Source organism: Micromonospora arida (assembly GCF_042873195.1).
Classification (GTDB): Bacteria; Actinomycetota; Actinomycetes; order Mycobacteriales; family Micromonosporaceae; genus Micromonospora; species Micromonospora arida.
Map to the genome: position 1 here is coordinate 62,880 of NZ_JBIALC010000010.1, position 14,885 is coordinate 77,764.

Sequence of the window (14,885 nt, forward strand, 5' to 3'; positions counted from 1 at the left end):
CAGCAGCGCGATGGGGATCACCGCCCGTGGGGTCGGGCTGCTCGTTGCCGCCGTGGTGCTGTCAGGGGTGGGTTTCCGGTTCGCGTACCCCGAGTTGACGCTGCTCGGCGCGGCGGCCGGCGCGGCCGTCGGCTACGCCGCGCTGGTCGCGGCCTGGCGGCCCCGGCTGACGGTGACCCGCCGCGCGGACCCGGACCGGGTTGCGCGCGGCGAGCCGGCGAGCATGACGTTGACCGTGCGCAACACCGGGCGGCTGCGCTCGGCGAACCTGCTGGCCGAGGACCGGTGCGGGCAGCGGACTGTGCCGGTGCCCGTGCTGCGCCTGCGGCCCGGCCGGGACACCGAGGTCCGCTACGACGTGCCGACCGACCGTCGTGGGGTGGTGCCGGTCGGTCCGCTGCGGGTGACCCGGCGCGACCCGCTGGGGTTGGTGGCGCTGGCCCGCCCGTACGGCGCGGCGGTGCCGGTCTGGGTGCACCCCCGGATCCATCCGCTGACGGCGGTGCCCCGGGGCGCGGGACGCAGCCTCGACGGCCGGGTGGACGGGGTCCCGCACGGGTCGATCACGTTCGACTCGCTGCGGGAGTACGTGGTCGGCGACGAGCTGCGCCGGGTGCACTGGCGCACCAGCGCCCGGGTGGGTGAGCTGATGGTGCGGGAGAACGTGGACACCAGCCTGCCGCGCCTGGTCGTCCTGCTGGACAACCGCATCGCCGCGCACCCGCAGCGGGTCGGCGGTGTGGCGGAGTCGTTCGAGTCGGCCTGCGAGGCGGCGGCGTCGATCGTCACCGCCGCGCACCGCGCCGACCTGCCGGTGCTGTTGCTGTTGGCCGACGCGGAGCCGGCGGAGGTCACGACGCCCGACGGCGAGGCCGACGGCGCGCTCGGGCCGCTGGACCGGCTCGCTGCCGCCGACCTGTCCGCCGCCGGTGACGCGGTGCGGGCGGCCACCACCCGGCTGCGGCAGGACCGGCTCGGCGACACGTTGATCTTCCTGACCGGGCCGGGTGGCCGCGACGAGCTGGGGCACGTCGGGGCGCTGCGCGGGGCGTACCCGTCGGTGGTGGTCGGGGTGTTCGGCGCGGCCGAGCCGACGCCGCCGGGCGCCGCCGGCCTGGTGGTCGTCGACGCGGCGGACGGCGCGCAGTTCGCCGCCGAGTGGGACGGGGTACGCCGGTGGTGACGGGCGCCGTACGGGTGCTGCGGGCGGCGGTCCTGCCGCTGGCGCTGATCGGGCTGACGGCGCTCGCCGGGGTCGTGCTCGGCCGGGTGTACGCCGGTGGCCTGCTGACCTGGCTGGTCGTCGGCGCGGCGGCGGGTTCGGTGCTGGTCAGCGTGGCCGCCCGGCGGGTGCCGTCCTGGCTGGTGGCGCCGGTGTCGGTGGCCGCGATGGCCGGATGGACACTGTGGTCGCTGCGGCTGGCCGCCACCCGCGCCGAGTTGCCCGGCGGCCTGCTGGAGGTCACCGCGGACGCCGCCCGTAACGGCATCCCCCGGCTGCTCACCGCGATGATCCCGGTGGAGCCCACACCGGACACGGTGCTGGTGCCGGTCGTCGCGGCCTGGCTGGCCGGGCTGACCGGCGCGGAGGTGGCGCTGCGCACCGGCCGGGTGCTGCTGGGTTACCTGCCGGCGGCGGGGCTCTACGCCGCCGCCCTCTACGTGGTCGGCCCGAACGCCGAACCGGCGCTGGGGTCGACCCTGGCGTTCGTCGCGGTCGCGGCCCTCGGCCTGGCCACCCCCACCCGGACCGCGCCCGGCGGCGGCGATCCGACCGCCGAGCTGACCCCTCGGGTACGCGCGGCGGTGCGACTGCGGCTGGCCACCAGCGCGGCACTCGGGGTGGCCCTGGTGGTCGGGCTGGTGGCATTGCTCGGTCCGGTCGTCGCGGAGCAGGTCGACGGCCGGCCGGTGGACCCACGCCGGTACGTGGAGCCGCCGCAGGTGCAGACGCTCGACGAGAACCCGTTGATCCGGATCTCCGGCTGGGCTCTGCACCCGGAGCAGAAGCTCCTCGACGTGAGCACGCAACGCCCCGCCGCACCGCCCGCCGACGCCCCGCCCGAGGCCGACCCGGCGGCGGACGCCACGCGCAGTGTGCGGATCCGGTTGGCGGTGCTCAGCGACTACGACGGGGTGACCTGGCGGGTCGGCGCGACGTACCGCAACGCCGGGCGGATCCTGCCGGCCGCGACCGCGGCCCGGGACAGCACGGTGCAGACGGTCCGGCAGCAGATCAGCGTGGCCGAGTTGAGCGGTCGGCTGCTGCCCGCCGTGGCGACGCCCCGGGAGGTCAGTGGGGCACGGGTGGCGTACGACCCGGCGAGCGGGACGCTGATCCGGCCGGAAGGGCTGACGCCGGGGCTGCGGTACACGGTGACCTCCGCCGAGGAACGCCCCGACTCGAACCTGTTGGCCAGCGCGAACGTGCCCGCCGGCGACGAGGTGGCCCGGGTGCTGCGGGTCGCGGACGGGGTGCCCGACCCGATGCGCCGGCTGGCCACCCAACTCGCCGAGGAAAACGGCGCCCCGTTCGCGCGCGCGTCGGCGATCGAGCAGTTCCTGGCCGAGCACTACCGGGTGGTGGCGGACGCCCCGAGCGGGCACGCGTACCCGAACCTGGGTTTCTTCCTGTTCGGGCCGCGCAACGGCGGCGGGCAGGAGGGCACCTCGGAGCAGTTCGCGGCGGCGTTCGCGGTCCTCGGCCGGCTCTCCGGGCTGCCCACGCGGGTGGTGGTGGGCTTCCGGACCAGCGGGCAGGGCCCGGTGCTGGCCGGTGACGCGTACGCCTGGCCGGAGGTGCTCTTCGACGGGCTGGGTTGGGTGTCGTTCGACCCGCTGCCCCGCCCCGACAACGAGCCGCGACCGGTGGAGGAGGACTTCCGCCCGACCCCGGAGGACCCGCCGCCCTCGGAGGCGCCGGCACCGACCGCCGAGCCCAGCGCCTCACCGGACCCGGCGACCGCCGCCGACGCCCCGCCCGGCAACGACGGGGTCTCCACGCCGGTGCTGGTCGCCGGCGGCAGCGCCAGCCTGCTGCTGGTGGTGGGGGCACTCCTGCTCACCCTGCTGGCGATGCGCCGCTCCCTCACCCGCAGCCGGCTCGTGCGGGGCGACCCCGGCCAGCGCATCGCCGGCGCCTGGCGGGAGGTCACCGACGCGCTCCGGCTGGCCGGGAGACCGGTCGGAGACGACCTGGCCGCCACCGAGATCGCCGGGCACGCCCGCCGAACCCTCGCCGACGCCCGCCTGGGCCGGACAGGAGGTGGCGCGGTCGGTGACCCGGGCGCTGTCGCGCCCAGCGGCACGGCGCAGGCAGACGCGTCCAGCCCGGCCGTCGACGAACTGGCCGCCCTGCTCAACCAGGTGGGCTTCGCGCCCGGCGCCGCAACACCCGACCAGGCGGCTCGCGCCGCTGAGGTGGCCACCGCCTACGTGACCACCCTCCGCTCCGCCCGCCCCTGGTGGCGCCGCCTGCTCTGGTCCATGCACCCCACTCCCCTGCGCCACGCCCGCCGCTCCCCGCGGTGATCAAGAGCTTTGCGTCGGCTGCGGGCCTACTTCTGACACAAACTTCTTGATCACCGACGGCAGGGTCAGCGATGGCCCTCCGGGGGGCGGGGGCGGGGGCGGGGGCGGGGGCGGGGGCGGGGGCGGGGGCGAAACACGCTGGCGCGGGGGTTGCCCAACTACGAGCATCAGAGCGTGGATCAGCATTCGAGCGACATCGTCGACTACTACACGCAGCACTACCGCGAGGACCGGCGGCTCACCGCCCGCCCGCAGGCGCGACTGGAATGGATCCGCACGACGCAGCTCCTGGGGGATCTCCTACCCGGTCCAGGCGCCCGGGTGCTGGACATCGGTGGGGGCACCGGCGAGTACGCGCGGGCCCTCGTCCTCGCCGGCTACGAGGTCCGCCTCGTCGACCTGGTGCCCAGCCACGTCGCGCAGGCCCGCGACGGGCACCCTCCGGTCGAGGCACAGGTGGGCGACGCGCGTGCGCTTCCCGACGCCGACGGTGGGTATGACGCCGCGCTGCTGCTGGGCCCGCTCTACCACCTGGTACGCCGCGCCGACCGGCTACAGGCCCTCCGCGAGGCGGTCCGGGTCACCCGCCCCGGCGGTCTCGTCGTGGCCGCCGTCATCTCCCGCTTCGCCGGCCCGTTGGACTTCGCGGCCACCGGACGACTCGACGAGAGGCTGCTCGACGAGGCCAGGGCGCTACTGAGCGACGGCGTCAACGATCCGCGGATCGGCTTCACCCACGCCTACTTCCACCGGGTCGAGGAGATCACCGACGAGTGCTCAGCCGCAGGGCTGACCGATGTCGTCGTACACGGGGTCGAGGGCCCGGCCTGGACGGCGGCGGAGGCGGCGGCGAACGGGCCGGCGCGGGACGTCGTCTTCGCCGCGGCGTTGGACCTGGCCCGGCTCTACAGCAGCGAGCCGGCGCTGATCAGCTCCAGCGCCCATCTCCTGGCCGTCGGGCGCGTTCCGGCGCGGTAGCGGGTTTCAGGCGGTCAGCCGGCGGACGAGTTTGCGCATGCCGGCCTGCCAGCCGTCCGGGTCCTCGGCGCGGCGGCGCGCGTAGTCGGCGACCTCGGGGTGCGGCAGGATCAGGAACCGTTCCTCGGCCAGCCCGGCGATGGCCGCGTCGGCGACCTGGTCCGGGGTGAGCACCGCACCGGACGCGGCGACCACCCGGGCGCCCAGGTGACCGTCGGCGAGCCCGTCGGCGAGCATCGGGGTGTCCACCCCCTGCGGGCAGAGCGCGCTGACCCGGATGCCCCGGTCCCGATAGGTGATGGCCAGCCACTCCGCGAACCCCACCGAGGCGTGCTTCGTCGCGGTGTACGCGGCGTCGCCCACAGCCGTCAGCACACCGGCCGCGGAGCAGGTGTGCAGCAGGTGCCCGCCGCCCCGGGCCAGCATTCCGGGCAGCACCGCGCGGGCCGAGTAGACGTGGGCCAGCACGTTGACCCGCCAGGAACGGTCCCAGCCGGCGTCGTCGACCTCCACTCCCCCGCCGGTGGTCACCCCGGCGTTGGCGCAGAACAGGTCGATCCGGCCGTACCGCTCCTCGGTGTCGGCGACCAGGTCGCGGACCTGCTCCTCGTCGGTGACGTCGAGGGCGATGGCGTGCGCGACCGGGCCGATCCCCTCGGCCACCGCGTCGGCCGCGTCGGCGTCCAGGTCGGCGACCACCACGGCGGCGGCGCCCTCGGCGGCGAACCGGCGCGACAGCGCCGCGCCGATGCCGCCGGCTCCGCCGGTGACCACCACGATCCGGTCGGTGAGGTTCACGCGGACGCCTCCACGGAGTTGGTGCCCAATTGGGCGATGAGGCTGAGCAGCGCGGTCGCGCCGCCGGCGGTGACCTCGGGGGTGGGCAGCAGCGCGACGATCGGCACGTCGACCCCGTTGTCGGCGTAGCGGCGCACCTCGGCGCGGCACCGCTCCGGTGAGCCGTGCAGCACCAGCGCGTCGACCACCTCGTCGGGCACCGCCGCGCTGGCGCCACGCCGGTCACCGGCGGCCCAGGCCGCCCACATGGGCGCGAGCGCCTCGTCGCGGCCGAGCCAACGGTGGAAATCGGCGTACGCCGGGACAGTGAGGTAGCTGGTGATGAGCCGACGGCCCAGCGCCCGGGCGTACGCGGCGTCCTCGGTGGGGCAGACGAAGATCCGGGCCGCGACCTCGAAGCCGGTGCGGCGCTCGCCCAGCTCGGCCAGGGCACGCGGCACGTCGTCGGCGCTGAGCCAGTTGAGGATGACCCCGTCGGCTTCCGCGCCGGCCAGTCGGAGCATCCCTGGGCGCAGCGCGGCGAGCAGGATCGGCGGTGGCACCGCGGGCGGTCGTTCCAGCGTGAACCGGCGGACGGTGAACGTGTCGTAGGCCTCGTCCACGGTCTCGCCGGCCAGCGCGGCCCGCAGGAAACGCAGCACGTCGCGGGTGCGGCGGAACGGCTCGTCGAACGGCACCGCGTTCCAGTCCCGTACCAGCACGGGTGAGGACGCGCCGATGCCGAGCGAGAACCGGCCCGGCGCGGCCTCTGCCAGCGCCGCCGCGCTCATCGCCAGCAACCCGGGGCCCCGGGTGAAGACCGGCGTGATCGCGGTGCCGAGCCGCAGCCCCGGCTGCCAGGCCGCGGCGAGCGCCAGCGGGGTGAACGCGTCGGTCCCGGCGACCTCGGACGACCAGACGTCGGTGAACCCGGCCCGGTCGAGAGCCGCGTAGGCCGCGTCGTGCTGCGCCAGCGCGATTCCGCCCAGCGGCACCGTCATGCCCCATCGATTCGTCACCGGTTGATCGTGCCCGTTGACGCCGGCCCGAGCAAGATCCCCGGGTTGGGCAGAATCGCCGGTTTCCGGCCGTATGCGCAGGTGGGAGGTGCTACTCCTTCGAGGTGGACCGGACCGACGGCGCAGGCCGCTGACCATGGGTTCCAGGGCGGCGGGACACCTGGAGCCAGTCCCGGCGGCGGCCACGCCCGGCCGGGCGACGTTCCTGGAACTCTTCTTCGACCTGGTATTCGTCTTCGCGCTCACCCGGATCTCGGCGCGCGCGTTCGAGGACCTGACCGAGGAACCGGGCCGGGAGCACGGCTGGGGAACGATCACCGGCAGCGGCAAGACGTTGCTGTTGCTGCTCGCGCTCTGGGCGGTCTGGCAGGGAACCGCGTGGACGACCAGCCGGTACGACCCGTACCGGGTGCCGCTGCAGACCGTGGTGATCACCGCGTTGGTGTGCAGCATGCTGATGGGGGTCGCGATCCCCCGGGCGTTCAGCGAGACGGCGCTGATGTTCGCGGTGGCGTACGTCATCGCGCAGGTGACCCGGCCGGTGATCCTGTCGATCGCGCTGGGACCGCACCGGTACCGCCGGCTGAAGGTGCGGATGGCGGTGATCTTCGCCGTCAGCGGGGTGCTCTGGATCAGCGGAGCGATGCTGTCCACCAACGTGCAGGTGCTGCTCTGGGCGGCGGCGCTGGCCATCGAGTACCTGGCCGCCCGCTGCGGCTGGCCGGTGCCCGGCCTGGGTCGTTCGACGATCTCCAAGTGGGAGATCGCCGGGGAGCACCTGGCCGAGCGGTACCAGCAGTTTTTCCTCGTCGCGCTTGGCGAGACGATCCTGGTGGCGGGTTTCGCGTACAGCAAGGTGCCGTACGAGATGGGGCACGCCTGGGCGTTCGCGCTGGCGCTGGCCACCTCGATCATGCTGTGGCGCATCTACGTGCAGCGCGCCGGGCGGATCCTGGGTGAGGCGGTGATGAAGGCCCGCCACCCCGCCAACATCGGCCGGTCGGCGGCCGACACCCACCTGCTGATGGTGATCGGTCTCGCCGCCACCGCGATCGGGTACGAGCTGATCATCGACCATCCGCTGGAGCGGATCCCGGCGCCGTGGCTGGCCATGGTGCTCGGCGGACCGGCCCTGTTCCTGGCCGGCCGGGCTCGCCTGGAGTACGAGGTGTTCGGGCGGGTCTCCCCGTCCCGATGGATCGCCGTCACGGTGTTGGTGGCGGCGTCGGTGCCGCTGCTGTACCTGCCCGGTGTGATCGCGACCGCGGTCGGGGCGCTGGTGCTGGCCGGGATCGCGGTGGCCGACGCCCGTCGTGCCCACGGCGCCCCACCGGAGGCCGCCGCGCCACCGTTCTGAGCGTCGCGGGCCGACGTCGCGCCGGCGCGGACGGCTACTCTCGGCCGGTGACCTTCTCGCTCGTCGCCCGCTCCGCCGACGGCCGTTTGCACGGCGTGGCCGTCGCCAGCAAGTTCCTCGCCGCCGGGGCGTTGGTGCCGGCCGCCGCCGCCGAGGTGGGCGCGCTGGCCACCCAGGCGCACGTCAACCTCGCCTACCGCCCGCAGGGCCTCACCCTGCTGCGCACCGGAGTGGCCGCCGCCGACGTGGTGGCCGGGCTGATCGCCGCCGACCCCGAGCGGGAGCACCGCCAGCTCGGCGTCGTGGGGGCCACCGGCTCGGGCGCCAGCTGGACCGGGCCGGCCTGTCACCCGTGGGCCGGCGGGCGGACCGGCGACGGCTGGGCCGCGCAGGGCAACGTGCTCACCGGCCCGGAGGTCGTCGACGCCCTCGGCGAAGCCTGGCTGGCGGGAACGGCGCTGCCCTTCGCCGAGCGTCTGGTCGCCGCGCTGCGCGCCGGCGACGAGGCCGGCGGCGACCGGCGTGGCCGCCAGAGCGCCGGCCTGCTCGTGGTGGAGCGCGGCGGCGGGTACGGCGGCACCAGCGACGTGGTGGTGGACCTGCGCGTGGACGACCACCCGAACCCGGTGGCCGAGCTGGGTCGCCTGCTCACTGTGCACACCATGCTGTTCGGCCGGCCCGACCCGGCCACCCTGCTCGACCTGAGCGGCGCGGTCGCCGACGAGGTGGCGGCACTGCTCGGCGCGCTGGGCCACTCGGTGCACCAGGACGGTACGGAGGCGGCGTTGATCTCCTGGGCCGGGTTGGAGAACCTGGAGGAGCGGCTCGTGCCGGGGCGGATCGACCCGGTGGTGTTGACGCACCTGCGCGGTGTCGCCCCACACGTCCCCGCACCCCGCGCCGCGAGCTGACCCGCCACGGCCGGTGCCGGCCGCGACCGGGGTCAGCGGCCGAAGGCTAGCCAGCGGAAGCCGGCGGCGGCGATCGCGGCCTGTTCCGGGGCGGTCAACGCCGCTCGGCCGGTGGTCTTGCGGATCAGGGTCAGCTCGTCCCAACGCAGCCCGGCCGGTGTCGGTTTCCCGCCGGTGAGCAGGTCGGCGATCACCGCAGACGCCTGCGGGGTGAGCCATGGCGGCCGGCCCAGCGCGGCGGCCAGGTCCAGACCGTGCACACCCACCTCGACGACCCGGGTCCGCAGGAATTCGGTGAGGAGCATTGCGTCGCCGTGCCGGGTGCGTACCACCCGATCGGTCGGCGCGGCGGCGACCGCCACGTCGGTGGTCCGCCAGGCCCGGTCCAACTCGGTCGCCAGCGCTGCTCGGCCCACCTGTAGCGCGTCCTGCCGCCCACCGGCGATCCGGTCGGCGTCCACCTGCGCGGTGAACTTCGCCCTGCCGAAGTAGCCCGCGGCGTCCACCTCGGGGCGTGGCGGGGCCGGCGCAGCGAGCATGTCGGCCAGCCGGCCCACTCCGGTGCGGATGTGGGCGATCAACTCCCGGACGGTCCACGGCGGGCAGTCGGTGGGTCGGTCGAGGTCGGCGTCGACCAACTCGGCCAGGATCTCAGTGAGCTGCGTGCACTCGGCGGAGAACGCCACGCGGACGAGGTCGCGCAGGCTGCGGGCATCCCGGTTCCCGATCATCCGCGGATCCTCCTGATGCCCGCTCAGCCCTTGACCCTGGGCACCAGCCGGTGCACGACGGTGAGCGCCAACGCCATCACCACCGCCATCGTGCCGGCGATCCCGGCGGCGCTGCCCGCGTACCCGACGAACAGAGGGCGGCGGGCCAGCTCCTCCGGCCCGGTGTCGCGCAGGTCGAGCAGCCAGGACAGGGAGAGCCCGCAGGCCACCAGGGCGAGCACACCACCGAGCCCGAGCACCAGCGCCGCGACCCGGTGCGCGTCGCCCGGGGCGATCTCGGCCTGCTCCCGCTGGGTGACCAGCAGCAGCAACCCGGCCAACGCCGCCCACACACCCACCACCAGGTACGCGGCGACCGCGTCGCTGGGCCGATGCCAGCCGGCGGAGAGGGTGGCGACTCCGGCGACGGCGGCGTAGCCGGCACCGATGAAGGCGCCGACGGCCCGCACCTTGCGCGGCAGCACGAGCATCAGCGCGACCGCCACCGAGGCGGCCACCGTGGCGTGCCCGCTCGGGAGGCTGTTGCCCACCGCGGCACGTTCCGGGTCGACACCGTAGTCGGGCCGGCTCAGCCCGTACTTGAGCAGTTGGGTGGTGACGTTCGCTCCGGCGATCAGCAGGGTCGCGGTGATCGCCAGGGCGATCCGCCCCCGGATCAGCGCGATGAACCCGATCATCGCGGTGGCGGCCAGCAGCGAGACCACCGACATCGCGTTGAGGATCCGGTCGACCGGACCGTCGATGGTGTCCTGCCCGATCCGATTGCCGGTGAGGGCAACCGTGTCCACCCACTGACCGATCTCAAGGTGCACGGCCACCCGCCACACGGCGAGGAAGGCGGCCGCCTGGACGAGGGCCAGTACGACCAACCAGACAGCGGTCCAACCCCGTGCCGTCGCGCGCATCCGCACACCGTAGCGGCAGGTGTCGGCGGTCCGACCGGTGGCCCGCCGCCAATCGCCGTTAGGTTGTGCCGGAGGCGAGGAGGCGGTGGTGAGCGGAACACCGGAGCGCGACACCGGCTCGGCCGAGCCCGGTCCGGAGCAGCGTGAAGGCGACAACCCGGGGTCGGCAGGGCCGGTGCGGGCCGGCGCCGACACCGGTCCGGGTGGGCCGGCGCGGGCCGAGTCGCTGACGGATCTGCTGGGCGGGCGGCGCGGCGCCATCGACGCCACCCTGCCGCCGTTGGCGTTCGCGGTGGGCTGGGTGCTGGGCGGCGAGTCGCTGTGGGGCGGGGTCGGCGCGGCGCTGGCCGTGGGCGCGGTGGTGGCCGGCGTACGGCTGCGCCGGGGTGACCGGCCGCGCTCGGTGCTGATCGGGCTGCTGGCCGTCTGCGTCGCGGCGTTGATCGCGGTGCGCACCGGCCGGGCCGAGAACTTCTTCCTGATCCAGGTGCTGTCGAACGCCGCGAGCGCTCTGGCGTGGACGGTCAGCATCGTGGTGCGGTGGCCACTGCTCGGTGTGCTGGTCGGCGCGGTGCTGGGCCAACGGGCCGGGTGGCGGCGTGACCCGGCGCTGCTGCGCGGCTACGGCCGGGCCAGTTGGGTGTGGACGGCGACCTACCTGCTGCGGCTCGTCGTGTTCGTGCCGCTCTATCTGAGCGGGCAGGTGCTCGCGCTGGTGGTGGCCCGGGTGGCCCTGACCTGGCCGCTGGTCGCCGCGGCGCTGGCGCTGAGCTGGGTGGTGCTGCGGCGCTCGCTGCCGGCCGGGCACCCGGGGCTGCGTCACCCGGTCGCGCCACCTCGCTGAGCGGCCCCGCGCGGCCGGACTCGGGGCAGAGAAGCGGCCGGACCCGGGGCAAAAAAGTGGAGAGGCCGCCACGGGGGGAGCGGCCTCTCCGGTGACGTACGTTACTCCGTCACGGACCTCGGTGTGATCCCGCGAGGGCCCGAATTTCTGGGCTTTTTTGCGGCTGGCTCCAGTCCGGGCGGTGGGGTGGGCCAGCCGATCCGCTGCGTCGGCCAGATGGCCGGCCCACCCCGGCCTGACCGTGGGTGTCAGGCCGTCCCGCCAGCCCCGGTCCGTCGTTCCCCGGACCCGGGCCGGAGCCCGGGGTGGGCGGTCCACGCCACCCACCCCGGGTCGTCTCAGCCGTTCGGGAACATGCTGCCGTAGTCGGCGTACGCCATGGCGACGTCAGCCTGCGCCCAGAACCGGTGGTAGTTGAAGCTCGGCTCCGCACCACCGTCCAGGTACGCCTGCACCTTGGGCCAGTCCGGGTCGTTCTTGTAGAAGGACCGGATGTCGAGGAAGCTCTTGCCGGCGGCGATGGTGTCGCCGTTCGGCATCTTCCCGGTCCAACCTGACGGGACATAGAGGCCCTGCCCGGTGGACGCGTTGTAGACGTCGTCGAAGCGCCGGTAGTCGCCACGCTTCTCGGTGGTGGAGACACCCTTGGCGTCGCTGGCGGCCGACAGCGCGTCGAGCAGCCCCTTGGCGGTGTCCTTCGCCGCCACGTTGCCCGACTTGGCCGCGTACGCGATCAGGATCCGGGCGTAGGCGGCGGTGACACCGACGTCCTGACCCTTGCTGATGACCTCGACGTGCAGGCCGGTGTTGGGCTGCGGGTTGGACGGGTTCCAGGTGGTCGGCTGACCGGTCCACGCCATGTCCGACGGGATCGACCAGTTGGTGCCGAGGGTGGTGTTGGCGATCGCCCAGGGCACCCACTTGTCCAGCAACGCCTTGGCCTTCGCGTTGCCGGTCTGCTGGTACAGCTCGGCGATGCGCTGCATCGACCAGGCCTGCATACCGAACCACTGGTTCGACGGCGGGTCGTTGTAGACCGGGTCGACGTCGTAGAACATGCCGTAGAAGGTGCTGGTGCCGGCCGGCGGCTGGGCGTAGCTACCGTCCCAGCTGTTGGTGGCGCCACCGGCGATGCCGCCCTCGGCGGACTGCAACCAGGTGTAGAACTCCAGCTGCCGCTCGAAGCTCTTGGTCCAGTCGGCGACCGCGGTCGACGACTGCGGCTTGAGCTCCGGGGTGTTGGTCAGCGCCCAGGCCGCGAACGGGTTCTGGTAGCCGAAGTGGTTGTGGCTGGAGCCGATCCGCCAGGACCAGTTCTGGCTGGCGTCGTACGCACCACCCCAGGCGTAGTACCAGGACAGCAGGTAGTGCGCCGAGTCCTTGCCGCTGCCGGCGGGGCAGGTGCTGGCCCCGACGCAGTTGCCGATCTTCTTGAAGTACTTGTCGAACATCGCGTACCGCAGGTAGTCGCCCATCTTGGCGGCCTTGGCGATGGTGGCGGCGACGTCGGCCTGCTTGTTCTGCGCCTTGGACCAGGTCAGCGCCCAGTACGCGGCCTGCACGGCGCGGGCGTCGGCGTCCGGGGCGTTGGTGTACTTCCACTGCTTGGCGGGGGCGCCGGTGTCCTTGACGAACAGGTCGAGGTAGCCGTACTGACCGCCGTGCTTGAAGGTGTCGCAGGAGGGCTGCGGAACGGTCTCCCACACCGACTCCTGGGTGCCCCGCTGGAAGGTGTTGATGTAGGCCGGCTTGGTGGTGCCGTCACCGCAGCGGCCGAAGCCGTAGGTGTTGTCGACGTCCATCAGCCAGTGCATGCCGTAGATGTCGCCGGTGCCGTAGGTGGACTGCAACTCCGAGCGCAGCGGGTCCTGACCGACCGGGACGTTCGGGTTCAGCGCCGAGGGGTACTGGCTGGGCAGGTTGTACTCCGCGGCGTACTGCGGGGTGCCGGCGGAGCCGGCGGTCGGCTGGTCGGCGTGCGTGGGGATGATGTACTTTTCCATCACCGTCCAGGCGTTGTTGAACGGGGCCCAGTTCTGGGTGACCTTGCCGTAGTAGGCCTCCAGCCAGAGCCAGAAGCTGAACGCCTCCGAGGTGGTCTCGTGGCCGTGGTCGGGCGCCTCGACGATCAGCGTCTCCACCGAGTGGTACGGCACGCCCTCGGGGCTGAAGTAGCCCGAGTTCTTGATCTTGCCGTATTGCTCGAGGAACTTCGCGGTGTAGGCGTTGTCTCCGCCGGGGGTGTCGTTGTCGATCTCGGTGGCGCTGACCGCCAGCGAAGCCAGACCGGTGGCGGAGGCGGTGATGGTGGCGGCGCCGCCGACGGTGTCGGTGTCCTCCGCCGCGGCGACCGTGACGGTGACCCCGGTGTTCCAGTTGCTCGGGGTCAGCGTGGCGGTGGCCGGCGAGACCGTGACGTCGGTGTCACCGGTGCGGGTGAGGGTGACCGGCACGTTGGCCGTCGGGGCGGCGCTGAGCTTCAGGTTGAAGGTGGCGGTGCCACCCTCGTTGACGCTCACCGCTGACGGAGTGGCGATCAGGGTCGGGCCGGTGGCGGTGCCGACGGTGAACGCCTTCTCGTCGACCCCGATGCCGTTGGCGTTGTCGTACGCCTTGGCCTGGACGGTGTAGCTGCCGGCCGGCAGGTCCTCCTGGGTGTACGCGTACGGGGCGGAGGTGTCGGTGTTGATCAGCAGGCCGTTGCGGTAGAACTCGACCTTGCTGATCGTCCCGTCCGGGTCACTGGCGGTGGCGGTCAGCGGCACGTCGGCCGGCGCGGTGAACGGCCCGGACGGCAGGCCGAGCGAGACCGTCGGCGGCTGGTTGGCCGGGGTGCCGTTGCAGGGGGTGCCGTTCAGGGTGAACGCGGTGGGCTTCGGGTTGCTGCCCGTGTGGGCGCCGTTGAAGCCGATGGTGGTGGAGGCCCCGGTGGCAAGGTTGCCGTTGTACGACTCGTTGGTCGCGGTGACCTCGCTGCCGGTCTGGCTGAACCTGGCCGACCAGCCCTGGGTGACCCGCTGACCGCTGGTCGGGAAGGTCCACTTGAGCGTCCAGTTGCTCACCGGGTCACCCAGGTTCTTGATGGTGACGTTCGCGGTGAAGCCGGTGTTCCAGTCGTTGGTCGCGTAGACCACGTCGCAGGCGGGTGCGGCCTGTGCGGCGCCGGCAGGCAGGGTCACCCCGCCGATGGCGAGCAGCGCGGCGGCGGCGAGCGCCACGCGCCGGCGTATAGCCAGTTGTCTCATGTGCGCGGTGTCTCCTCGGACCAGGCCGGGATGGTCCCCGGCGAGGCGCCTGCCCGCGACGGTGGTGGTGGTCCGCGGGGATGTCGAGGCGCCGGGAAGGTGGTCTTCCCCGGGCCCGGCCGGGGTAGGGCGTGCGGCCCGCACGGGAGGGGGTCCCGCCGGCTGCGCTCGGGTGACCGTGACCGGAGCTGGTGCTGCCGGTTGCCCTCGGTGGACCCGCACTACGCGATGTGGCTCCTGTCGCGTCGAATCGACAGTGTGCCATGGAAGCGCTCCCACAACAAGCGCACGGAGCGCTGGATCAGCTCCTTGTTTCGATCTCGTTTTGGGTCTTTCACAAAGGCGTGACGGGCGTTACAGTCGCAACATCGGTCGATGGGAGCGCTTCCATCGACAAGGTTCCAACAAGAAGATCGCTGGGGTCGTTCCTGACGAGCCCAGGGAACCAGACCGAGGGCCGACGACGGGCCAGCCCGGACGCCGTCGTCAGCCATCGTCCCGCCACAGGGAGGGAGGTGGAACCAGAGCCACTCGCGTGGCCCGGCTCCCGCGCGACACGCACGGCAGGACCCAAATTCCGCCCGTGT

11 protein-coding genes are annotated in these 14,885 nt (G+C 73.5%); 6 read left to right on the plus strand and 5 right to left on the minus strand.

Annotated elements, in window-relative coordinates; all coding sequences use genetic code 11:
- The first annotated feature begins 10 nt into the window (after window positions 1-10).
- The 3 genes from ACFYP0_RS25435 (at window position 11) to ACFYP0_RS25445 (ending at window position 4,509) form a co-directional block, all read left to right on the plus strand.
- A complete protein-coding gene (locus ACFYP0_RS25435; protein ID WP_386997831.1) occupies window positions 11-1,183 on the plus strand; it encodes a DUF58 domain-containing protein in 1,173 nt (390 codons plus the stop codon).
- Window positions 1,177-3,531, plus strand: a complete 2,355-nt coding sequence (locus ACFYP0_RS25440) for a DUF3488 and transglutaminase-like domain-containing protein (RefSeq protein ID WP_386997833.1) — start codon at window positions 1,177-1,179, stop codon at window positions 3,529-3,531. Before ACFYP0_RS25435 ends, ACFYP0_RS25440 begins: the two co-directional genes overlap by 7 nt.
- A 174-nt stretch (window positions 3,532-3,705) precedes the next feature.
- On the plus strand, window positions 3,706-4,509 hold the full coding sequence (locus ACFYP0_RS25445) for a class I SAM-dependent methyltransferase (RefSeq protein WP_386997834.1): 804 nt from the start codon (window positions 3,706-3,708) through the stop codon (window positions 4,507-4,509).
- 6 nt (window positions 4,510-4,515) lie between these two features.
- On the opposite strand, the gene ACFYP0_RS25450 is transcribed toward ACFYP0_RS25445, so the two are convergent.
- Both ACFYP0_RS25450 and ACFYP0_RS25455 read right to left on the minus strand, forming a co-directional pair.
- Window positions 4,516-5,307, minus strand: coding sequence for an SDR family oxidoreductase (locus ACFYP0_RS25450; RefSeq protein WP_124854185.1), 792 nt, complete (start codon window positions 5,305-5,307; stop codon window positions 4,516-4,518).
- A complete protein-coding gene (locus tag ACFYP0_RS25455) occupies window positions 5,304-6,287 on the minus strand; it encodes an LLM class F420-dependent oxidoreductase (RefSeq protein ID WP_124854201.1) in 984 nt (327 codons plus the stop codon). The genes ACFYP0_RS25450 and ACFYP0_RS25455 overlap by 4 nt, the downstream gene beginning before the upstream one ends.
- 154 nt (window positions 6,288-6,441) lie before the next feature.
- Here ACFYP0_RS25455 and ACFYP0_RS25460 point away from each other — a divergent pair, with 154 nt between their 5' ends.
- A complete protein-coding gene (locus ACFYP0_RS25460) occupies window positions 6,442-7,662 on the plus strand; it encodes a low temperature requirement protein A (RefSeq protein WP_124854186.1) in 1,221 nt (406 codons plus the stop codon).
- A 47-nt stretch (window positions 7,663-7,709) separates the two neighbouring features.
- Window positions 7,710-8,573 carry a DUF1028 domain-containing protein gene (locus ACFYP0_RS25465; RefSeq protein WP_386997837.1) on the plus strand — a complete coding sequence of 288 codons (864 nt, stop codon included), beginning with the start codon at window positions 7,710-7,712 and terminating at the stop codon, window positions 8,571-8,573.
- A gap of 32 nt (window positions 8,574-8,605) precedes the next feature.
- Here the strand turns inward: ACFYP0_RS25465 and ACFYP0_RS25470 are convergent, their stop codons facing one another.
- Entirely contained in the window at window positions 8,606-9,304 is a 699-nt protein-coding gene (locus tag ACFYP0_RS25470; protein ID WP_386997838.1) for a maleylpyruvate isomerase N-terminal domain-containing protein, read from the minus strand.
- 23 nt (window positions 9,305-9,327) lie between these two features.
- A complete protein-coding gene (locus ACFYP0_RS25475) occupies window positions 9,328-10,215 on the minus strand; it encodes a phosphatase PAP2 family protein (protein ID WP_208740872.1) in 888 nt (295 codons plus the stop codon).
- Between the two features lie 169 nt (window positions 10,216-10,384).
- Here ACFYP0_RS25475 and ACFYP0_RS25480 point away from each other — a divergent pair, with 169 nt between their 5' ends.
- Entirely contained in the window at window positions 10,385-11,053 is a 669-nt protein-coding gene (locus ACFYP0_RS25480) for a DUF3159 domain-containing protein (RefSeq protein ID WP_386997916.1), read from the plus strand.
- 338 nt (window positions 11,054-11,391) lie between these two features.
- On the opposite strand, the gene ACFYP0_RS25485 is transcribed toward ACFYP0_RS25480, so the two are convergent.
- Window positions 11,392-14,298 carry a glycoside hydrolase family 48 protein gene (locus tag ACFYP0_RS25485; protein ID WP_124854190.1) on the minus strand — a complete coding sequence of 969 codons (2,907 nt, stop codon included), beginning with the start codon at window positions 14,296-14,298 and terminating at the stop codon, window positions 11,392-11,394.
- Window positions 14,299-14,885: the final 587 nt, after the last annotated feature.